19 protein-coding genes are annotated in these 20,037 nt (G+C 71.8%); 5 read left to right on the top strand and 14 right to left on the bottom strand.

What is annotated here, in order from left to right:
- Positions 1-100 precede the first annotated feature (100 nt).
- On the top strand, positions 101-1,015 hold the full coding sequence (locus tag ACGFI9_RS18330; protein WP_393179377.1) for a neutral zinc metallopeptidase: 915 nt from the start codon (positions 101-103) through the stop codon (positions 1,013-1,015).
- 106 nt (positions 1,016-1,121) lie between these two features.
- Here the strand turns inward: ACGFI9_RS18330 and ACGFI9_RS18325 are convergent, their stop codons facing one another.
- From ACGFI9_RS18325 to ACGFI9_RS18275, 11 genes are all read right to left on the bottom strand, one after another.
- On the bottom strand, positions 1,122-2,342 hold the full coding sequence (locus tag ACGFI9_RS18325) for an RCC1 domain-containing protein (RefSeq protein WP_393179167.1): 1,221 nt from the start codon (positions 2,340-2,342) through the stop codon (positions 1,122-1,124).
- Between the two features lie 167 nt (positions 2,343-2,509).
- Positions 2,510-3,148 carry an acVLRF1 family peptidyl-tRNA hydrolase gene (locus tag ACGFI9_RS18320; protein WP_393179166.1) on the bottom strand — a complete coding sequence of 213 codons (639 nt, stop codon included), beginning with the start codon at positions 3,146-3,148 and terminating at the stop codon, positions 2,510-2,512.
- A 48-nt stretch (positions 3,149-3,196) separates the two neighbouring features.
- Positions 3,197-3,829, bottom strand: coding sequence for a LysE family transporter (locus ACGFI9_RS18315; protein WP_393179165.1), 633 nt, complete (start codon positions 3,827-3,829; stop codon positions 3,197-3,199).
- 456 nt (positions 3,830-4,285) lie between these two features.
- Positions 4,286-4,648, bottom strand: coding sequence for a metal-sulfur cluster assembly factor (locus tag ACGFI9_RS18310; RefSeq protein ID WP_393179164.1), 363 nt, complete (start codon positions 4,646-4,648; stop codon positions 4,286-4,288).
- On the bottom strand, positions 4,645-5,118 hold the full coding sequence (gene sufU / locus ACGFI9_RS18305; RefSeq protein ID WP_393179163.1) for a Fe-S cluster assembly sulfur transfer protein SufU: 474 nt from the start codon (positions 5,116-5,118) through the stop codon (positions 4,645-4,647). The genes ACGFI9_RS18310 and sufU overlap by 4 nt, the downstream gene beginning before the upstream one ends.
- Positions 5,118-6,422 carry a cysteine desulfurase gene (locus tag ACGFI9_RS18300; protein ID WP_393179162.1) on the bottom strand — a complete coding sequence of 435 codons (1,305 nt, stop codon included), beginning with the start codon at positions 6,420-6,422 and terminating at the stop codon, positions 5,118-5,120. The genes sufU and ACGFI9_RS18300 overlap by 1 nt, the downstream gene beginning before the upstream one ends.
- Before the next feature lie 21 nt (positions 6,423-6,443).
- A complete protein-coding gene (gene sufC, locus ACGFI9_RS18295) occupies positions 6,444-7,217 on the bottom strand; it encodes a Fe-S cluster assembly ATPase SufC (protein ID WP_091270088.1) in 774 nt (257 codons plus the stop codon).
- A complete protein-coding gene (locus ACGFI9_RS18290; RefSeq protein ID WP_393179161.1) occupies positions 7,217-7,543 on the bottom strand; it encodes a non-heme iron oxygenase ferredoxin subunit in 327 nt (108 codons plus the stop codon). The genes sufC and ACGFI9_RS18290 overlap by 1 nt, the downstream gene beginning before the upstream one ends.
- A complete protein-coding gene (sufD, locus tag ACGFI9_RS18285; protein WP_393179160.1) occupies positions 7,543-8,685 on the bottom strand; it encodes a Fe-S cluster assembly protein SufD in 1,143 nt (380 codons plus the stop codon). The genes ACGFI9_RS18290 and sufD overlap by 1 nt, the downstream gene beginning before the upstream one ends.
- 118 nt (positions 8,686-8,803) lie before the next feature.
- Complete coding sequence (gene sufB / locus ACGFI9_RS18280) at positions 8,804-10,234, bottom strand: Fe-S cluster assembly protein SufB (protein ID WP_393179159.1); 1,431 nt, start codon at positions 10,232-10,234, stop codon at positions 8,804-8,806.
- Complete coding sequence (locus ACGFI9_RS18275; protein ID WP_393179158.1) at positions 10,231-10,965, bottom strand: helix-turn-helix transcriptional regulator; 735 nt, start codon at positions 10,963-10,965, stop codon at positions 10,231-10,233. The genes sufB and ACGFI9_RS18275 overlap by 4 nt, the downstream gene beginning before the upstream one ends.
- 98 nt (positions 10,966-11,063) lie before the next feature.
- Here ACGFI9_RS18275 and ACGFI9_RS18270 point away from each other — a divergent pair, with 98 nt between their 5' ends.
- On the top strand, positions 11,064-12,026 hold the full coding sequence (locus ACGFI9_RS18270; RefSeq protein WP_393179157.1) for a heme A synthase: 963 nt from the start codon (positions 11,064-11,066) through the stop codon (positions 12,024-12,026).
- An 87-nt stretch (positions 12,027-12,113) separates the two neighbouring features.
- Positions 12,114-13,787, top strand: coding sequence for a right-handed parallel beta-helix repeat-containing protein (locus ACGFI9_RS18265; protein ID WP_393179156.1), 1,674 nt, complete (start codon positions 12,114-12,116; stop codon positions 13,785-13,787).
- Positions 13,788-13,824: 37 nt separating this feature from the next.
- Here ACGFI9_RS18265 and ACGFI9_RS18260 read toward each other — a convergent pair whose 3' ends face one another.
- From ACGFI9_RS18260 to ACGFI9_RS18250, 3 genes are all read right to left on the bottom strand, one after another.
- Entirely contained in the window at positions 13,825-14,736 is a 912-nt protein-coding gene (locus ACGFI9_RS18260) for a RimK family alpha-L-glutamate ligase (protein WP_393179155.1), read from the bottom strand.
- Between the two features lie 6 nt (positions 14,737-14,742).
- A complete protein-coding gene (locus tag ACGFI9_RS18255; protein ID WP_393179154.1) occupies positions 14,743-15,075 on the bottom strand; it encodes a hypothetical protein in 333 nt (110 codons plus the stop codon).
- A gap of 252 nt (positions 15,076-15,327) precedes the next feature.
- Positions 15,328-16,287 (bottom strand): heme o synthase, encoded by a 960-nt coding sequence (locus tag ACGFI9_RS18250; RefSeq protein WP_393179153.1) that lies wholly within the window; start codon positions 16,285-16,287, stop codon positions 15,328-15,330.
- Positions 16,288-16,553: 266 nt separating this feature from the next.
- Here ACGFI9_RS18250 and tkt point away from each other — a divergent pair, with 266 nt between their 5' ends.
- Positions 16,554-18,692, top strand: coding sequence for a transketolase (tkt, locus tag ACGFI9_RS18245; RefSeq protein WP_393179152.1), 2,139 nt, complete (start codon positions 16,554-16,556; stop codon positions 18,690-18,692).
- A gap of 16 nt (positions 18,693-18,708) precedes the next feature.
- Complete coding sequence (gene tal / locus ACGFI9_RS18240; protein ID WP_393179151.1) at positions 18,709-19,887, top strand: transaldolase; 1,179 nt, start codon at positions 18,709-18,711, stop codon at positions 19,885-19,887.
- Positions 19,888-20,037: the final 150 nt, after the last annotated feature.

The raw sequence follows: 20,037 nt of genomic DNA, 5'->3' as shown, positions 1-20,037 counted from the left end.
GCGGATTACCCGACAAGATCATCGGGTACCGAAAACGTCGTCCGGACCCGGTCCGGTACCGCAACCACCACAGACGGACTAATCGGTGATCGGGGTCAACATGGAGCTGAACGAGAACGCGCGGATCGACACCAGCCAGGTGGAGGATCGGCGAGGGTCCGGCGGAGGCGGCGGGATGGGCATCCCGATCCCGATCGGCGGCGGCCGGGGCGGCATCGTGGGCATCATCATCGCGGTCCTCGTCGCCCTGGTCGGCGGCGGCTTCGGCCTGAACGCGATGAACGGGGGCGGCGGCGCGGAGCAGGGTGACAACACCGCGCTGGAGCAGAAGTGCTCGGCGCAGGACGCGCTGGAGCAGCTCGACTGCCGCAACACCCTCTACGTGAACTCGATCCAGGCGTACTGGCGCACCGCCATGCCCGAGGTCTTCGGCAAGCAGTACCGGCCGTCGAAGACCGTGTTCTTCAGCCAGGCCGTGAGCACCGGCTGCGGCCAGGCCGACTCCGGCGTCGGGCCGTTCTACTGCCCGGCCGACGACCTGGTCTACATCGACCTCACCTTCTACCGGCTGCTCGCCGATCAGCTCGGCGCGGAGGGCGAGTTCGCCCAGCCGTACGTGCTGGCCCACGAGTACGGCCACCACGTGCAGGACCTGCTCGGCACCGAGGCGCAGATGCGCCGCCAGCAGCAGCGCGACCCGGACAACGCCAACGCGCTCTCGGTGAAGCTGGAGCTGCAGGCCGACTGCTACGCCGGCGCCTGGGCCAAGAACGCCACCGGCACCGCCGACGAACAGGGCCAGAAGATCTTCACCAGCATCACCGAGCAGGACATCCAGCAGGCGATCGACACCGCCGAGAAGATCGGGGACGACGCGATCCAGCAGCGCTCCGGCCGGCCGGTGAACCCGGACGAGTTCACCCACGGCACCTCCGAGCAGCGCAAGCAGTGGTTCACCAAGGGCTGGTCGACCGGCGACCCGAAGTCCTGCGACACCTTCGGTAGCGGGCAGTGAGTCCGGACGCCGGCTGAGCGGCTTCCCCCGGGGCCGTCGGCCTGTACCGCTGACACATAGCCAGCGGTCAGGCCGACGGCCCGAATCGTGAGCCGGTGCCGCCGGGTCAGCCCAGCAGGGTCACCTGGGCGGGGGTGGACCGCTGGGTGGTGGTGCCGTCACCCAACTGCCCCCCGCTGTTGTCGCCCCAGCACCACAGGCTGCCGTCGGTGCGGACCCCGCAGTTGTGGTTGGTGACGTCGAAGCCGCCGGTCCAGGTGGTGGCGGTGCCGACCTGGGTCGGCGCGAACCGGTGGGTGGTGGTGCCGTCGCCCACCTGCCCCGTGGTGTTCTTGCCCCAGCACCACAGGCTGCCGTCGGTACGGGCCGCGCACGACGTGTCACCGCTCGCGGCGCCCACCCTGCTCCAGGTGGTGGCCGTGCCGATCTGGACCGGCGCGGTCTGGTAGCTGCCGCTCACGCCCAGCTGGCCGTACCCGTTCTCACCCCAGCACCACAGGGTGCCGGACCGGACCCCGCAGGTGTGCGCGTACCCGGCCGTCACGCCGGTCCAGGTGGTCGCGGTGCCGACCTGCGCCGGCGTCGTCTGCGAGCCCAGGGTGCCGAGACCGAGCTGCCCGTCGGAGCTGTAGCCCCAGCACCAGAGCGTTCCGTCGGTGCGGACACCGCAGGTGTGCGCGAAGCCGGTCGTGACGCTCGCCCAGTTGGTCGCCGTGCCGACCTGCAGCGGGGCGGTCGCGGTGTAGGGGGAGACGCCGACGCCCAACTGGGAGGTCCGGTTGAAGCCCCAGCACCAGAGGGTGCCGTCGGTCCGCACGGCGCAGGTGTGGGCGGGGCCGGCGCTGACCCGGGCCCAGGTGGTGGCGGTGCCGACCCGCACCGGCGTGCTCCGGCTCGTGGTGGTGCCGTCACCGAGCTGGCCCCGGTAGTTCGAGCCCCAGCACCACAGCGTCCCGTCCGTCTGCACCCCGCAGGTGTGCCCGGAGCCGGCATCGACCCCGGCCCAGGTAGCGGTGCCGACCCGCGCTGGGGTGCTCCGGTTCGTGGTGCTGCCGTCGCCGAGCTGGCCGCTGTAGTTCGAGCCCCAGCACCATAGTCCCCCGTCGGCAAGGATCGCACAGGTGTGTGCGCCGCCCGCGGTGACGCTGGTGGCCGTCCCGGCGGCCAGCGCGGCGCGCTCCGCGGGGCTGACGGCGGCGGTCGCCGGGCCGACCGTCAGCGCGACGGTGAGCCCGGCGCTTGCGGTGACCATCGCCGTCGCGGCGGCGAGAAGCCGGGCCGCACGGCGCCACCGGGTCCGCAGCCGGCCGTCCTGATATCCGTTCATGTAGTTGTTCTCTCCCAACGATGTCGGTGCCTGGATGACGGAGACGGAAGCTGCCCCGGCGGGTCGCCCGGAGACCCACCACTTCGTGGCACCGACTTTATGCATCGAGTTGATTCGATGCACCATCGACGGGTTGGATTGACCGTCTTGAGGGGGATCTTTCCCGCTCAGCGGACCAGAATGTGGACCGCTCGGGCGGCGGCGACCGCAGCGACCAGCACCGCGTGCCGGGGCTCCGGCACGTCGAGCAGCCGCTCCGCCCGCAGCGCGGCGAGCGGGGCCAGCCGGCGGTCGGCCAGCACGGTGTCCACCGCCCGCCGGTCACCGCCGCAGACCAGGGCCACCAACGTCCCCGCCGCCGGCAACAGCAGCCGCACGGCCAACTCCGCCGCGTCGCCCAGGGCCGCCTTCGCCTGGTTGTCCCGGCGCCGGGCGAACCGCTGCTGCGACCAGCCGCCGGCGGCGGTGCGGCCCTGCACGTACCGGCTGTCCACCTTGGAGACCACGAGGTCGGTGCCGTCGGCCACGCCGACCGCCACCGCGCCCTTGCGGGCCAGCAGCAGCCCGAGCCGGCGGGGCGCGGCCGCCGCCGCCACGAAGCCGGCGACGTCCGCGCTCCGCGGAGCGCCGGGCGGGGTGTGCAGCTCGGCGGTGGCGCCGTCCGGGGCGGCGAGCAGCAGCCCGTACCCCTCGACCGTGGTGGTGGGGTGGCCGTGCCGGTCGGCGAAGCCCTCGACCCAGCGGGCGATCCGGCCGGGGTCGACCTCGACCCACCGGCCGCCCCCGGCCGCGGGTCGGCTGCTCATGGCACGACCGTACGGCACGGCGGGCCGGGTCGGCCCGGCGGGCGTGGCTCAGCCGGGCAGCAGGGTGGCCACCGCGAGGGCGGCGATCAGGGCGCTGGAGACCAGGCCGGTGACCAGGCGCCCGGTCGGCCCGGCCAGCGCCCGGCCGACCATGCTGCCGCCGCCGGCGACGAGCAGTTGCCAGCTCGCCGAGGCCAGGAACGCGCCGGCCGCGAAGAGCCCGGCGGTGCCCGCGTCCGGGTCGGCGGTGTCCTGGCGGCCGAGCACCAGCGCGGCGAAGTAGACCACCGTGGCCGGGTTGAGCAGGGTCAGGCCCAGCAGCACCGCGTAGGCCCGGCCGGGGCTGTTCAGCCCTCGTCCCGCGGGTGCCTCCGCGACCTCCCGGGTCCGCCGGGCGGACCAGGCCCGCCACAACCCGTGGCCGGCGAGCCCGAGCAGCACCAGCGCGGCGACCACCCGGAGGGGCCCGGCGACCGGCGCGATGACCCCGGCCAGGCCGGTGCCGCCGAGCGCGGCGACCGCCGCGTAGAGCCCGTCGGCGGTGGCCACCGCGAGCGCCGCGGCCGCGCCGACCCGGAAGCCGGTGCGGGCGCTGAGCCCGAGAATGAGGATCGCGATCGCGCCGACCGGCACGGCGACGCCGTAGCCGGCCACCAGACCGGCGAGGAACGCCCCGGTCACGACGGTGGACGGCGGGTCGAGGCGGCCGGCGGCAGGGCGCGCTGTCGGCGCGCGGCGGTGGCCGCACGGACAGGAACCTGCTTCGGGTACGCCTCGATCACGCGATCATCCTCCGCCCCACCATCCCGCCCCGCCACCCCTTTTCCCGCCCAGCACCCCACAGCCCGCGCCCCACGCCCACGCCCACGTCCGCGTGCGCGTGCGCGTGCGCGCCCAAGATCGTGCTCGATCCAGGATCGAGTGGCCTCCAACGCACAACGAGGCCACCACATCCAGGATCGAGCGGGATCTTGCCGAGGACCCGGGCGCTGATTCACGGAAAGAGGGCGCATTCCGCGGGGAATACGGCCGCTTTCCGTGAATCAGGCCGCGGAGCGCAGGGGGACGGCCTCCGCAGACGCGTCGAGCGCGACGCCCCGGGAGGGGTGTCGCGCTCGACGGGTGACCGAGTGTCGGTCAGACGTTGAAGCCGAGGGAGCGGAGCTGGTCGCGCCCCTCGTCGGTGATCTTGTCGGGGCCCCACGGCGGCAGCCACACCCAGTTGATCCGGATGTCGTTGACCAGCCCACCGCCCGGACCGGTGGTCAGCGCCTGCCGGGCCTGGTCCTCGATCACGTCGGTCAGCGGGCAGGCCGCCGAGGTCAGCGTCATGTCCAGGGTGGCCACGTTCTCGTCGTCGACGTGGATGCCGTACACCAGACCCAGGTCGACCACGTTGATGCCCAGCTCGGGGTCGACGACGTCCTTCATCGCCTCCTCGATGTCACCGATCGCGGCCTTGCCACCGGCCGCCGGCGTGGTGGCGGTCTCCTCGCTCATGCCTTCACCTCCGGGCTCACGCCCACCCCGGCGCGTGCCGCGGCGTCCTTGAACGCCATCCACGACAGCAACGCGCACTTCACCCGGGCCGGGTAGCGCGCGACACCCGCGAACGCCACCCCGTCTCCGAGTACGTCCTCGTCCGGCGTGACCTGGCCACGCCCGGACATCAACTCGACGAACGCCTCGTGCACCACCGCGGCGTCGTCCGCGGCCCGGCCGCGCAGCAGCTCGTGCAGCACGCTCGCCGAAGCCTGGCTGATCGAGCAGCCCATCCCGTCGTACGAGATGTCGGTGAACACCTTGCCGTCGGTGGCCACCCGCACGGTGATCTCGTCGCCGCAGGTCGGGTTGACGTGGTGCGCCTCGCCGACCCGGGCGGCCGGGTCCGTCGCGTCCCGCAGGCCGCGGCCGTGCGGGTGCTTGTAGTGGTCCAGGATGATCTCCTGGTAGAGCTGGTCGAGCTGCATCAGTCGAACACCTTCCGCACCTGCTCGAGACCGGCCACCAGCGCGTCGATCTCCTCCGTGGTGGTGTACAGGTAGAACGACGCCCGGGTCATGGCCGGCACCCCGAACCGGGTGCACACCGGCTTCGCGCAGTGGTGCCCCACCCGTACCTGCACGCCGAGCGAGTCGAGCACCTGCCCGACGTCGTGCGGGTGCACGTCGCCCAGCGCGAACGAGATCGTCCCGCCCCGGCCGACCGGCACGTTCGGCCCGAAGATCCGCAGCCCCGGCACGGTGGCGAGGGCGTCCAGCGCGTACGCCGTCAGCTCCTTCTCGTGCCACTGGATGGCGCGCATCCCGATCCCGTTGAGGTAGTCCACCGCCGCGCCGAGCGCCACCGCCTCGGCGATCGGCGGGGTGCCCGCCTCGAACCGGGCCGGTGGCGGGGCGAACGTCGACCGCGCCATCGTCACGGTCTCGATCATCGAGCCGCCGCCGAGCACCGGCGGCATCGCCGCGAGCAGCTCGGACCGCCCCCAGAGCACGCCGACGCCGGTCGGGCCGCACATCTTGTGGCCGGTGAAGACGATGAAGTCGGCGTCGTAGTCGACCACGTCCATCGGCATGTGCGGCACCGACTGCGAGCAGTCGAGCAGCAGCAGGGCGCCCACCTCACGGACTCGCTGGGTGATCCGCCCGGTGGCGTTGACCGTGCCGAGGATGTTGGACATGTGCACCAGCGAGACGATCTTCGTCCGCTCGGTGACCAGGTCGTCCAGCCCGGACTCGTCCAGCCGGCCGTGCTCGGTGACCGGGAACCAGCGCAGGGTCGCGCCGGTCCGCTCCGCGAGGAGCTGCCACGGGACGATGTTCGAGTGGTGCTCCATCTCGGAGATCACGATCTCGTCGCCCGGGCCGATCCGGAACCGCGGGTCGGCGTCGGGCCGCAGCGAGGCGTTGGAGAACGCGTACGCCACCAGGTTGATCGCCTCGGTGGAGTTCTTGGTGAAGACGACCTCGTCCGCGCTCGGCGCGTTGATGAACGCGGCGATCTTCGCCCGCGCCCCCTCGTACGCCTCGGTCGCCTCGGTGCCCAGGGTGTGCACCGAGCGCGACACGTTCGCGTTGTGCCGCGCGTAGTGCTCGGCGAGCACGTCGAGCACCTGCCGCGGTTTGTGCGAGGTGTTGGCGCTGTCGAGATAGACCAGCCGATGGCCGTTGATCTCCCGGTCCAGGATCGGGAAGTCGGCGCGCACCGTGTCCACGTCGAAACGCGGCACGTCGTCGTACTGCGGCATCCCCTGCGGGATGGCGATGGTGGTCATCTCGCGGCCCCTTGTCCTACGTCAGGCCCGCGCCGAACCGGCCCCGGCGACGTACCGCTCGTAGCCCTCTTCCTCGAGCTTGTCGGCCAGCTCCGGGCCGCCCTGCTCGACGATGCGGCCCGCGACGAAGACGTGCACGAAGTCCGGCTTGATGTAGCGCAGGATGCGGGTGTAGTGGGTGATCAGCAGCAGGCCGGTGTCGCCGGTGTCGCGGACCCGGTTCACGCCCTCGCTGACCACGCGCAGCGCGTCCACGTCGAGGCCGGAGTCGGTCTCGTCGAGGATCGCCATCTTCGGCTTGAGCAGCTCCAGCTGCACGATCTCGTGCCGCTTCTTCTCGCCACCTGAGAAGCCCTCGTTGACGTTGCGCTGGGCGAACGCCGGGTCCATCTGGAGCTTCTCCATGGCGCCGCGCAGCTCGCCGGCCCAGGTGCGCAGCTTCGGCGCCTCGCCGTCGATGGCGGTCTTGGCGGTACGCAGGAAGTTGGCGACCGAGACGCCGGGCACCTCGACCGGGTACTGCATGGCCAGGAAGAGGCCGGCGCGGGCCCGCTCGTCGACGGACATGGCCAGCACGTCCTCGCCGTCGAGGGTCACCGAGCCGCCGGTGATCTCGTACTTGGGGTGGCCGGCGATCGAGTACGCCAGGGTCGACTTGCCGGAGCCGTTCGGGCCCATGATCGCGTGGGTCTCGCCCGACTTCACGGTGAGGTCGACACCGGCCAGGATCGGCTTGAGCTCACCCTCGGGCAGCTTGACCGACACCTTCAGGTCGCGGATCTCCAGGGTGCTCATTATCGGGTCACTCCATTGCTCGGCGTCAGACTGACGTAGATGTCGCCGTCGCGGACTTCGACGGGGTAGACGGGAACGGGTTCGGTCGCGGGCAGCCCGGTGGGCTCACCGGTACGCAGGTCGAAACGGGATCCGTGCAGCCAGCATTCCAGCGTGCAGCCGTCGACCTCGCCCTCGGAGAGGGCCACGGCGGCGTGCGAGCACTCGTCGTACACGGCGTAGAAGTTGTCGTCCTCGGCGTGCACGATCGCCAGCTGGGTGCCGTCGACGTCGGCGCTGATCGCGGTGCCCTTCGGCACGTCCTCGGTCGAACAGATCTTGATCATCAGGCGCCGGCCTTGGTCAGGCGGGCCTCGATCGCGTCACCGAGCCGCTCGCGCAGCTCCTCGACCGGGATCTTGTTGATCAGCTCGGCGAAGAAGCCGCGGACCACCAGGCGGCGGGCCTCCTCCGCCGGGATGCCGCGGGCCATCAGGTAGAAGAGCTGCTCGTCGTCGAAGCGGCCGGTCGCGCTCGCGTGGCCGGCGCCGGCGATCTCGCCGGTCTCGATCTCCAGGTTCGGTACGGAGTCCGCCCGCGCGCCGTCGGTCAGCAGCAGGTTCCGGTTGATCTCGTACGTGTCGGTGCCGGTCGCCTCGGCCCGGATCAGCACGTCACCGACCCAGACGGTGTGCGCGCTGTCGCCCTGCAGGGCGCCCCGGTAGCCGACGTAGCTGCGGCAGTCCGGCACGGTGTGGTCGACCAGCTGCCGGTGCTCCAGGTGCTGCCCGGAGTCGGCGAAGTAGAGGCCGTACAGCTCGGCCTCGCCGCCCCGGTCGGCGTACTCCACCGAGGTGTACTGCCGGACCAGGTCACCGCCGAGGCTGACCTGGACGTGGACCACCTTGGCGTCCCGGCCCAGCTTGACCTTGAGGTGCTGCGCCTGCACCGCGTCGTCGGCCCAGTCGGCGATGGTGACCAGGGTCAGCTTCGCGCCGTCGGCCACGGCCACCTCGACGTTGTCGGCGAGGGTGGCCGAGCCGGCGTGCTCGAGCACCAGGGTCACCTCGGCGAACCGGCCCACCTCGACGAAGGTGTGGCCGAAGGCGAGCGCGTCGGCGCTCTCGCCGACCACCCGCAGGCGCACCGGCGCCTCGACCACGGCGTCCCGCGCGACCTGCACCAGCAGCGCCTGCTCGACGCCGCCGTACGCCAGCGCGCTGACCCGGTCGAACGGGGTGAGCACACTGCCGACCCGCGGGTCGTCCTTGCCGACGCGCCCCACGGTGACGCCATCCGGCAGGTCGGCGTACTCGTGGCGGACCGTGCCGGTCGCGGCCTGCGCGCCGCCGGCCAAACCGCGGAGGCGCTTGAGCGGGGTGAAACGCCACTCCTCCTCCAGGCCGGTGAGGGTCGGGAAGTCGGCGACGTCGTACGAGCGGAGCGCCTGCGACTTGGTGGCGGGCGGCGCGGAAGCCTGGGTAGTCATCTCTTCCTTGGTCTGTTCTGCGATTAATCGGAGGGTTGGGTCGGGGTCCCGCGCGGCCCGGCCCGACGGGTCCGGGTTCGCGGGGCCCGGCCCGCCGGATCGGGGCTCGCGGCCGGCGTCAGCCGACCGCGCCCTCCATCTGGAGCTCGATCAGGCGGTTGAGCTCCAGGGCGTACTCCATCGGGAGCTCCTTGGCGATCGGCTCGATGAAGCCGCGCACGATCATCGCCATCGCCTCGTCCTCGCTCAGGCCCCGGCTCATCAGGTAGAAGAGCTGGTCCTCGCTGACCTTGGAGACGGTCGCCTCGTGCCCCATCGACACGTCGTCCTCGCGGATGTCGACGTACGGGTAGGTGTCGGAGCGGGAGATGGTGTCGACCAGCAGCGCGTCGCACTTGACCGTGCTGCGGCTGTTGGTCGAACCCTCCAGCACCTGCACCAGGCCGCGGTAGGAGGTGCGGCCGCCGCCCCGGGCGATCGACTTCGACACGATGGTCGAGGAGGTGTGCGGCGCGGCGTGCACCATCTTGGCGCCGGCGTCCTGGTGCTGGCCCTCGCCAGCCATGGCCACCGAGAGCACCTCGCCCTTGGCGTGCTCGCCGGTCATGTAGACCGCCGGGTACTTCATGGTCACCTTGGAGCCGATGTTGCCGTCGATCCACTCCATGGTCGCGCCCTCGTGGCAGACGGCGCGCTTGGTGACCAGGTTGTAGACGTTGTTCGACCAGTTCTGGATGGTCGTGTAGCGGCAGCGCGCGTTCTTCTTGACGATGATCTCCACCACGGCGCTGTGCAGCGAGTCCGAGGAGTAGATGGGCGCGGTGCAGCCCTCGACGTAGTGCACGTACGCGCCCTCGTCGACGATGATCAGCGTCCGCTCGAACTGGCCCATGTTCTCCGTGTTGATCCGGAAGTAGGCCTGCAGCGGGATCTCCACGTGCACGCCCTTCGGCACGTAGATGAACGAGCCACCGGACCAGACGGAGGTGTTCAGCGCGGCGAACTTGTTGTCGCCGACCGGGATCACCGTGCCGAAGTACTCCTTGAACAGGTCCTCGTGCTCCTTGAGGGCGGTGTCGGTGTCGAGGAAGACGACGCCCTGCTCCTCGAGGTCCTCGCGGATCTTGTGGTAGACGACCTCGGACTCGTACTGGGCCGCGACACCGGCGATCAGCCGCTGCTTCTCCGCCTCGGGGATGCCCAGCTTGTCGTAGGTGTTCTTGATGTCCTCGGGCAGGTCCTCCCAGCTGGCGGCCTGCTTCTCGGTGGACCGGACGAAGTACTTGATGTTGCCGAAGTCGATCCCGGTGAGGTCCGCGCCCCACGCCGGCATCGGCTTGCGGTCGAACAGCCGCAGGCCCTTCAGGCGCAGGTCGAGCATCCAGGCCGGCTCGTTCTTCTTCGCCGAGATGTCCCGCACCACCGCCTCGTTGAGGCCGCGCTGGGCGGACGCCCCGGCGACGTCGGGGTCGGCCCAGCCGTACTCGTAGCGACCGAGGGCGGCGAGCTGCTCCTCCTGGGTCAGGGGCTGGACGATCTGCTCGGTCATTTATCTGTCCTCACAGTGGTGACGGTGTTACGGGACTGGGCCGGGATGTGCGTGGTGCACACCCCGTCGCCGTGCGCGATGGTGGCCAGGCGCTGCACGTGGATGCCGACCAGACGGGAGATGACCGCCGTCTCGGCCTCGCACAGCTGCGGGAACTCGGCGGCCACGTGCGCCACCGGGCAGTGGTGCTGGCAGAGCTGGCCGCCGGAGGCGATCGTGGACGCGTTGGCAGCGTAGCCCTCGGCGGTCAGCGCCGCGGCGAGCGCCTCCGCCCGGGCGAGCGGGTCGTCGCCGGCGTCCTCCATCGCCGCCCGGCAGCGCGCCTCCAGGGCGGCGACCTGGTCGGCGGCGAACGCCGCCACGGCCTCGGTGCCGCCGTTGCGGGCGATCCAGCGCAGCGCGGCGGTGGCCATGTTGTCGTAGTGGTGGGTGCCGCAGCGCACCCGGGCCGCCTCGGTCAGCACGAAGACCTTGGCCGGCCGGCCCCGCCCCCGGCTGCCCCGCACGGCCTGCTCCCGGGCGATCACGTCGCCGTCGGCGAGCATCGCGTCGAGGTGGCGGCGGATCGCGGCCGGGCTGAGCCCCAGCGCCGAGCCGAGCTGGGCGGCGGTGGTCGCCCCCTGCTCCAGCAGGAGCTGGGTGACCCGGTCCCGGGTGGAGAGATCCGCGGCGGTACCGGCGACCTGCCTGGTCGCCGGCTGGTCTCCGGAGAGCGCCGCCGCGTTTTTCACAACGCCAACGTTACGTAATTCGCGGAGGGCCCGCAAACCCGGGGTCCGGTGATCCCGACCACCGGTGCGGCGGAGTCACCCGATCGGGATCCACTACGGTGCGTAGGATTCGCTCCGTGAAGCCTTCCGTCCGGTTCCCGGTCACTCCGACGCTGCTGCGGCGCCTCGCGTACGCCTCGATCATCGCGAACGTGGGGATCGTGGTCACCGGCGGGGCGGTCCGGCTCACCGCCTCGGGGCTCGGCTGCCCCACCTGGCCCCGGTGCACCGACGAGTCGTACCACACCACGCCCGAGATGGGCGTGCACGGGATGATCGAGTTCGGCAACCGGCTGCTCACCTTCGCGGTCGGGGTCATCGCGCTCGCCGTGGTGCTGGCCGTGCTGGCCCAGCGGCCCCGGCCGCGCGGCCTGCTGCCGCTCGCCGTCGGCGTGCTGTTCGGCATCCCGGCCCAGGCGGTGATCGGCGGGTTCACCGTGCTGACCCACCTCAACCCGTGGGTGGTCGGGCTGCACTTCCTCGCCTCGATGGTGGTCATCGCGGCCGCGTACGCCCTCTGGCGCCGGACCGTGGACCCGGACGGGCCGGTGAACCCCACCGTGCCCGCGCCGCTGCGGGCCCTCGCCCTGCTCACCACGCTCGTGAGCGCCGCGGTGCTGGTGGTGGGCACCTGGGTGACCGGCAGCGGCCCGCACGCCGGCGACCAGGGCGCGGCCCGCAACGGTCTCGACCCGCAGGCGATCTCCCAGGTGCACGCCGACGGGGTGTTCCTGCTGATCGGCCTCTCAGTGGCGCTGGTCTTCGCCTTCCGGGCGGTCGGGGCCGCCCGGGCGGCCCGGGCCGCCACCGTCCTGGTCGCGGTCGAGCTGGGCCAGGGCCTGATCGGCTTCGTGCAGTACTTCACCCACCTGCCGGCGGTGCTGGTCGCCGCGCACATGCTCGGCTCCTGCCTGGTGCTGCTGGCCACCCTGGCGGTGCTCTGGTCGACCCGGGAGCGCCGGCCGGTCACACCGCCCGCGCAGCCCGCCCCGGCCGCCGAACCGGTCACCGCGGCCGCCTGACCCCGTACCGGGCATCGCGCCCGCGTTAACCCCGGGACCGGGTGGGAACCCGCCGGCGGAGACATCCGTACGCCGAGGGGAGCGCCCGTGTCCGGCAGGGGGCCGTCCACCGCCGTCCCGCAGCGCCTCACCCCCGTGGCGGGCGCGCCGCTGTGGTGCGACGCGCGCGAGTTCGGGCTCAAGGGCGACGGGGTGACCAACGACCAGCCGGCGCTCTCCGCGCTGGTCGAGCGGCTGGGCGACGGGTACGCCGCCGACGGTCGGGCCCGGGTGATCTGGTGCCCGCCCGGGATCTACTCGATCCGGGACGCCGGCACGGTCTGGCGCAGCGGGGTGTCGCTGATCGGCGCCGGCCCGGCGGCGACCCGCTTCCTGCTGAGCAACGAGGGCAACCGGGCCGATCCGGTGCCGTTGGCGTACTGGACCGTCCTGCAGCACGGCGCCAGCCGGGAGCGGCACATCACCGACTGCGCCTTCGCCGACTTCGAGATCGACGGCTCCGGGGTGGCCGAGGCCGAGTACAGCTATCTCGCCAAGGGCCTCGGCATCCAGTACATGGTCCGGGCCGTCTTCCGGAACCTCTACATCCACCACACCGGCGCGAGCGGCCTGGGCTGCGACTTCCTCCAGGACAGCCTGATCGACGGCGTGGTCGTGGTGGGGTGCGGCCGGCTGGACAACGGCCAGGAGATGGGCGGCGCCGGCATCGGCATCGGGGTGGGCGGCTGGGGCGAGGTGGAGCGGCTCACCATCGCCAACTGCACCGCCGTCGGCAACGGCACCAACGGGATCTTCCTGGAGCTGCAGAAGGATGCCTGGCCGCCGCCGCGCGGCTACCGGATCGTGGGCTGCCACAGCCAGGCCAACCGGTTCGGCATCTCGGACTGGGGCACCGACGGGCTGATCGTCTCGGCCTGCACCCTCACCGACAACCTGGAGGCCGGCTTCGACGTCTCCGCCAACGGCACCGCGGGGGTCGCGGGGCGCGGCGGGTTGCTCGCCGACTGCGTGATCGACCGCAACGTCCGGGACGGGATCAGCATGGGCAACTCCCCCGGGCCGTACACGTTCCGGGGCAACCGGATCAGCCGCAACGGCGGGCACGGCTACCACGAGCACGACCTGGGACACGGCTTCACCGGCGCGACGGCGGACGTGGTGCTCGACGGCAACGAGATCTGGGAGAACGGCCTGGACGGCGTCCGGATCGACCGGCCGATGACCGACGCCACGGTGGTGAACAACCGGATCCGCAACAACGGCCGCCGCTGCGCGCCCGCGACCGCCGGGGTGGGCGAGTCGGTGCGCTACGGCCAGCGGAAACTGGTCGACTCGGCCGCGGGCTGGCCGCACGACGGGCACCGGGGGAAGGTCGTCCGGGTCGGTTCGCGGACCGCGGTGGTCGCCGCGAACAGCCGCACCGAACTGAGCCTCGCCGAGGTCCGGCCGGACTCCGCCACCGGGTGGAACGAGGACGTTCCGCCACCCGGCGCCCGGTACGAGCTGCCAAACGCGCCGCCGGTCCGCGCCGGGATCACGGTCAACGCCCCGTTCGACTCGGCCACCGTGCGGGCCAACCGGATCTGGGACCACCGGGAGGACCAGACCCAGACGTACGGGCTGTGGATCACCGGGAAGGGCAGCTGCCTCTCCTGCGTGGTGGAGGACAACGACTTCGTCGGCAACGCCGAGGGAGCGGTACGCCTGGACACCCCACCGGTGGGCGGGCACTGGCAGCGCAACCACCAGGAGGACCGCTGAGCCCGCCGGGCGCCGGCTGTCCGGCGCCCGGAGCGGGTCAGCGCAGGTGGGTGGCGATCGCCTCGGCGAGGCGGTCGGGGGCGCCGTCGGCATACCCGATGAACAGGCTGGGCTCGGTGAGCTCCAGCTCGACCAGGACCGGCGCGCCGTCCGGGCCGGGGATCAGGTCGACCCGGGCGTAGAGCAGCCGGTCCGTGCCACCCGGCACCACGCCGAGGGTCTTGATCGCGGTGTCGAGCTGCTCGGTCGTGGCGGTCCGGGCGTCGATCCGCTCCTCCTTGTAGAGCTCGGCCACGCCCAGGTCGGGGCCGGTCAGCATCGGCCCCTTGCGGATCGCGTGGCTGAAGACCAGGCCGTCGGGCCCGGCCAGGAAGAGCAGCGCCGTCTCCCCGGCGGTGTCGACCGCGCGCAGGTACGGCTGGACCATGGTGACCCGGCCGGCGGCGGAGAGCCGCCGCACGTGTGCCACGGCCAGTTCCCGGTGCTCCGGGTCGGCCAGGTCGTACCGGCCGGTGTCCTGGCTGCCGGCACTGACCGCCGGCTTGATCACGTACTCGCCGGAGCCGGCGGGCGGGGTCCAGGTCTCCCCGGGCTCGACCCAGGCCGTCGGCACGGTCGGCACGCCCGCCGCGGACAGCTCCGCGAGGTAGCGCTTGTCCGTGTTCCAGGCGACCACGTCGGCCGGGTTGACCAGGCGCGGGACGGATTGTGCCCAGGCCACGAACTCGTCGCGCCGCAGCGCGTAGTCCCAGGGCGAGCGGAGCACGACCAAGTCGTACCCGGCCCAGTCCACGGCCGGGTCGTCCCAGCGCCGCGCCTCGGCGGCGATGCCGCGGGCGGCGAGCGGGCCGAGCACGAGCCGGTCGTCCGGGTCGAGGTCGGGCAGGGCGGAACAGGTGACGAGAGCGACCCGGGGTTCCCCCCGGGTCGGCTGGTGGTGGTTGGTCAATTTATGTCAACGGGCCATCGTGCGTCGGGCCATCGACCGCCAGAGGTCGTTGCTCGGCCGCATCTGGTCCATCAGCTCACGCTCCCAGGCGTTCTCGACAGTGACCCCCGCCTTCGCGCAGGCCTGCCGGGCGACGTCGGTGCCGTCCGCGAACTGGTCGGCCCATGCCCCGTCCTCACCCACGAGGACGATGCGCGCGCCGCGCTTGCCGACGTACTCGATGACCGCCTTCGCGCCACCGTGCCCGGCGGCGAACGACTTGATGCCCGCGACCAGGCCGTTGGGGGCCTGCTCGGCGGTCTTGTCAGCCGTCAGCGTCGTATCGGAACCATCTGCCATGACGCGAAGCCTAAGCAGAGTTCCACCCACATGTGCGAGAACGATGAACTAATTGTGATGCCAATTACCTACGGGTTTAAGGAAGACCACAGGTGTTTTGCCCGGACTTGTCGGATAGATCCGGGCGAAGCGGGCAGGGGAGATCGTCACTATCTGTCCAGGTTGGGGCGCTACCGCGTTACGTGAAAAAAATTCTGGAGAACTTCGCCACCTGCGGGAACTCCACCAGCCGGACCCGGCCCCGGGCGCGGGTCACACCAGGGCGTCGAGCGCGACGGCCGCGAAGAGGATCGTCAGGTAGGTGGTGGACCAGTGGAACAGCCGCATCGGCTTGACCGCCTCGCCGCGCGCCGCGCGCCGGCAGAGCTTGTGCGCCTCGACCACGAAGATGCCGCCGACCACCAGCGCAGTGACCCCGTAGATCGGGCTCATGCCCAGCGGCCAGACCGCCAGCGAGGAGAGCAGGGTCAGCCAGGAGAAGACGAGGATCTCGGCGTTCACCCGGCGGACCGAGGCCACCACCGGCAGCATCGGGATGCCGGCGCGGGCGTAGTCCGCCTTGTACTTGATCGCCAGCGCGTAGAAGTGCGGCATCTGCCAGAAGAAGACGACCGCGAAGAGCCCCCAGGCGGCCGGGGCCAGCGAACCCGTGACCGCGGCCCAGCCGATCAGCACCGGGGCGGCCCCACAGGCCCCGCCCCAGAAGGTGTTGGCCGCCGTGGTCCGCTTCAGCCAGAGCGTGTAGACCAGGTCGTAGTACGCGATCGCGGCCAGGGTCAGCCCGGTCGCCAGCCAGTTGGTGAACGCCGCCATCAACACGACCGAGATCACCGCGAGCACCAGGCCGAAGATCAGCGCGTTGCGCGGCGACACGGTGTGCGCGGGCAGCGGCCGGCGCTTGGTGCGCCGCATCAACTGGTCGATGTCCCGGTCGATGTAGCAGTTGAGCACGCTGGCCGCGCCGGCGGCGAGCGACCCGCCGACCAGCACCACGGCCACCAGCCAGAGCGAGGGCATCCCGCCGTCGGCGAGCATCATCGCCGGCACGGTGGTGACCAGCAGCAGCTCGACGATTCGCGGCTTGGTGAGCGCCACGTACGCGGCCAGCACCGCCCGCAGGTCCCGCCGGCCGGCCGCCGACGCCTCCGTGACCGTGCGCACCGGCGGCTGCCCGGCAGAGTCGCTGACGGGGCGCTCGGTGATCATGCTCACGGATTGCCACCTTCCGGCTTCGGCGGGGGAGGTCGGGGTCGGCCAAGGACCCGTCCGGGTCCACACACCGCCCCACAGACTACGCGTCGTCGTTTTCGCTGCCCCGCAGACCCGACAACGGTGCGGGCCGTCACAGTCACCGGTGAACGACCGATCCGGTCGGACACGTACAGAACAGCATGCAGAGATCCCCGGGCGGACGTTTAGGGACGCTCGATAGGGTCATCAGTGAGGGTTCCGCCCATCTGCCGAGGAGCACAACCATCGTGGCTGCCAACCGTCCCGAGCTTCCCGCTCTCAACTGGTCCGATCTCGACCGCAGGGCCGTCGACACGGTCCGCGTGCTGGCCATGGACGCCGTGGAGAAATCCGGCAACGGCCACCCGGGCACGGCCATGAGCCTCGCCCCGGCGGCGTACCTGCTCTTCAACCGGGTCATGCGGCACAACCCGGCCGACCCGAACTGGCCCGGCCGCGACCGGTTCGTGCTCTCGGCCGGTCACTCCAGCCTGACGCTCTACATCCAGCTCTTCCTCTCCGGCTACCCGCTGAGCCTGGAGGACCTCAAGGCGCTGCGCCAGTGGGGCTCGCTCACCCCGGGTCACCCCGAACACGGCCACACCCCGGGGGTGGAGACCACCACCGGCCCGCTCGGCCAGGGCCTGGGCAACGCGGTCGGCATGGCGATGGCGGCCCGCCGGGAGCGCGGCCTCTTCGACCCCGAGCCGGACCGGGGCGACTCGCCCTTCGACCACGACATCTGGTGCATCGCCTCGGACGGTGACATCGAGGAGGGCATCACCCACGAGGCCAGCGCGCTCGCCGGCCACCAGCAGCTCGGCAACCTCTGCGTGATCTACGACGACAACGAGATCTCGATCGAGGACGACACCCGGATCGCCAAGAGCGAGGACGTCGCGGCCCGCTACGCGGCGTACGGCTGGCACGTGCAGACCGTCGACTGGCGCCGCGGCGACGCCGACCAGGGCGACTACCACGAGGACGTGGAGGCGCTCCACCAGGCGCTGCTGGCCGCCAAGGCGGAGACCGGCCGTCCCTCCTTCATCGCGCTGCGCACCATCATCGGCTGGCCCGCGCCCAACAAGAAGAACACCGGCAAGATCCACGGCTCGGCACTCGGCGCCGACGAGGTGAAGGCCACCAAGGAGATCCTCGGCTTCGACCCGCAGCGCACCTTCGAGGTCGACGAGGAGGTGCTCAAGCACGCCCGCCAGGTGATGGACCGGGGCGCCGAGGCCCAGGCGGCGTGGACCACCGCGTTCGACGCGTGGGCGCAGGCCAACCCGGAGCGCAAGGCGCTGTGGGACCGGATGTCCACCCGTACCCTCCCGCAGGGCTGGACCGACGCGCTGCCGACCTTCCCGGCCGACGCCAAGGGCATCGCCACCCGGGCCGCCTCCGGCAAGGTCCTGGAGGCCCTCGCCCCGGTGCTGCCCGAGCTGTGGGGCGGCTCCGCCGACCTGGCGGAGAGCAACAACACCACCATGAAGGGCGAACCGTCCTTCGTCCCCGCGGTGCACGCGACCAAGGACTTCCCGGGCGACGAGTACGGCCGCACCCTGCACTTCGGCATCCGTGAGCACGGCATGGGCGCCATCCTCAACGGCATCGCCCTGCACGGCGGCACCCGCCCGTACGGCGGCACGTTCCTGGTCTTCAGCGACTACATGCGCCCCGCTGTCCGGCTCGCCGCGCTGATGAAGCTGCCGGTGGTCTACGTCTGGACGCACGACTCGATCGGCCTCGGCGAGGACGGCCCGACCCACCAGCCGGTGGAGCACCTGACCGCGCTGCGCGCCATCCCGGGCCTGGACGTGGTCCGCCCGGCCGACGCCAACGAGACCGCGTGGGCGTGGCGGCAGGCCCTGGAGCACAGCGACCGGCCGACCGCGCTGGCGCTCAGCCGCCAGCCGCTGCCGACCCTGGACCGGAGCGCGCTGGCCGGCGCCGAGGGCACCGCCAAGGGCGGCTACGTGCTGGCCGAGGCGTCCGGCGGCAGGCCGCAGGTGATCCTGGTCGGCACCGGCTCCGAAGTGCAGCTCTGCCTCACCGCCCGGGAGCGGCTGGAGGCCGACGGCACCCCCACCCGGGTGGTCTCCATGCCCTGCCAGGAGTGGTTCTTCGCGCAGGACGAGGCCTACCGGGAGTCGGTGCTGCCACGCGGGGTAAAGGCACGGGTGAGCGTGGAAGCGGGTATCGCCATGTCCTGGCGCGCGATCGTGGGCGACTGCGGCGAGACCGTGAGCCTGGAGCACTACGGGGCGAGCGCCCCGCACACCGTGCTCTTCGAGCAGTTCGGGTTCACTCCCGACCGGATCGTGGCCGCCGCGCACGCGGCACTGACCCGGGTGGGCGACATCACTGGCAACCCCACCGGCAACTGAGGGGAGCGTGGACGGCATGACCGACAGGCTTGGTGAGCTGAGCGCCGCGGGTGTGGCGATCTGGCTCGACGATCTTTCCAGGACACGGCTGAGCTCCGGCGGGCTGGACCAGCTCCGCCGGGAGAAGCACCTGGTCGGGGTGACCTCCAACCCGACCATCTTCGCCAAGGCGCTCAGCGACGCCGACGAGTACAACTGGCAGCTGAAGGACCTCGCCATCCGTGGGGTGGACGTCGAGGAGGCCGTCCGCCTGCTCACCACGTACGACGTGCGGTGGGCCTGCGACGTGATGCGGCCGGCGTACGACGCCAGCGCCGGCGTCGACGGCCGGGTCTCCATCGAGGTCGACCCGCGGCTGGCCCACGAGTCGGAGAAGACCGTCGCCGAGGCCGGGGCGCTGTGGTGGCTGATCGACCGGCCGAACCTGTTCATCAAGATCCCGGCCACCGAGGCGGGCCTGCCGGCGATCACCGCCACCCTCGCCCAGGGCATCAGCGTGAACGTCACGCTGATCTTCGGGCTGGACCGGTACTCGCAGGTCATGGAGGCCTTCCTGGCCGGCCTGGAGCAGGCGAAGGCGAACGGGCACGACCTGTCCAAGATCGGCTCAGTGGCGTCGTTCTTCGTCTCCCGGGTCGACACCGAGGTGGACAAGCGGCTGGAGAAGATCGGTTCGGACGAGGCCAAGGCGCTGCGCGGCAAGGCCGCCATCGCCAACGCCCGGCTGGCGTACGAGCGCTACTGCGAGGTCTTCGGCTCCGACCGGTGGCGGGCCCTGGCCGACGCCGGCGCCCACCCGCAGCGCCCGCTGTGGGCCTCCACCTCGACGAAGAACCCGGACTACCGGGACGTCATCTACGTCGAGGAGCTGATCGCGTCCGGCACGGTCAACACCATGCCGGAGTCGGTCATCCACGCCTTCGCCGACCACGGTGAGGTGCGGGGCGACACCGTCACCGGCGGGTACGACGAGGCTCGCAAGGCCTTCGACGGCCTGCTGGCCGTCGGCGTGGACATGGCCGACGTGATCGCCACCCTGGAGCGGGAGGGCGTGGAGAAGTTCGAGGCGAGCTGGCTGGAGCTGCTGGACGGGGTCAAGAAGTCGCTCGCCGAGGCGGCCAGGGGCGCCGGGCAGCCGGGCCGGATCGCCAAGGGCAACGCGCAGGCCGCCGAGAAGGCCGGGGGCAACGCGTGACCAACGGCGTCGGGCGTGTCCCGGGGCGCCGCCCCGGGACACGCCGCGCCGTCCCCACCCGGGGTCGCGGGGTACCGGCATGAGCGAGCGCCAGCGCGCACCTCGCCGGTACCGCGCCGAGGCCGGCGCCGAGCCGAGCGGGGTGACGCC

Origin of the sequence: Micromonospora sp. NPDC048930 (genome assembly GCF_043197935.1) — a bacterium.
Classification (GTDB): Bacteria; Actinomycetota; Actinomycetes; order Mycobacteriales; family Micromonosporaceae; genus Micromonospora.
Note: the sequence above shows the minus strand (reverse complement) of the source record. Positions and strands in the feature narration are given on the sequence as shown.

Excerpts from the sequence above, each read along its gene's own strand:
- tal (WP_393179151.1), top strand. The coding sequence starts at position 18,709 with ATGACCGACAGGCTTGGTGAGCTGAGCGCCGCGGGTGTGGCGATCTGG.
- ACGFI9_RS18255 (WP_393179154.1), bottom strand. The coding sequence starts at position 15,075 with ATGGCAGATGGTTCCGATACGACGCTGACGGCTGACAAGACCGCCGAG.
- sufC (WP_091270088.1), bottom strand. The coding sequence starts at position 7,217 with ATGAGCACCCTGGAGATCCGCGACCTGAAGGTGTCGGTCAAGCTGCCC.
- ACGFI9_RS18310 (WP_393179164.1), bottom strand. The coding sequence starts at position 4,648 with ATGAGCGAGGAGACCGCCACCACGCCGGCGGCCGGTGGCAAGGCCGCG.
- ACGFI9_RS18320 (WP_393179166.1), bottom strand. The coding sequence starts at position 3,148 with ATGAGCAGCCGACCCGCGGCCGGGGGCGGCCGGTGGGTCGAGGTCGAC.
- ACGFI9_RS18290 (WP_393179161.1), bottom strand. The coding sequence starts at position 7,543 with ATGATCAAGATCTGTTCGACCGAGGACGTGCCGAAGGGCACCGCGATC.
- ACGFI9_RS18330 (WP_393179377.1), top strand. The coding sequence starts at position 101 with ATGGAGCTGAACGAGAACGCGCGGATCGACACCAGCCAGGTGGAGGAT.
- sufU (WP_393179163.1), bottom strand. The coding sequence starts at position 5,118 with ATGCAGCTCGACCAGCTCTACCAGGAGATCATCCTGGACCACTACAAG.
- sufB (WP_393179159.1), bottom strand. The coding sequence starts at position 10,234 with ATGACCGAGCAGATCGTCCAGCCCCTGACCCAGGAGGAGCAGCTCGCC.
- ACGFI9_RS18300 (WP_393179162.1), bottom strand. The coding sequence starts at position 6,422 with ATGACCACCATCGCCATCCCGCAGGGGATGCCGCAGTACGACGACGTG.
- ACGFI9_RS18325 (WP_393179167.1), bottom strand. The coding sequence starts at position 2,342 with ATGAACGGATATCAGGACGGCCGGCTGCGGACCCGGTGGCGCCGTGCG.
- sufD (WP_393179160.1), bottom strand. The coding sequence starts at position 8,685 with ATGACTACCCAGGCTTCCGCGCCGCCCGCCACCAAGTCGCAGGCGCTC.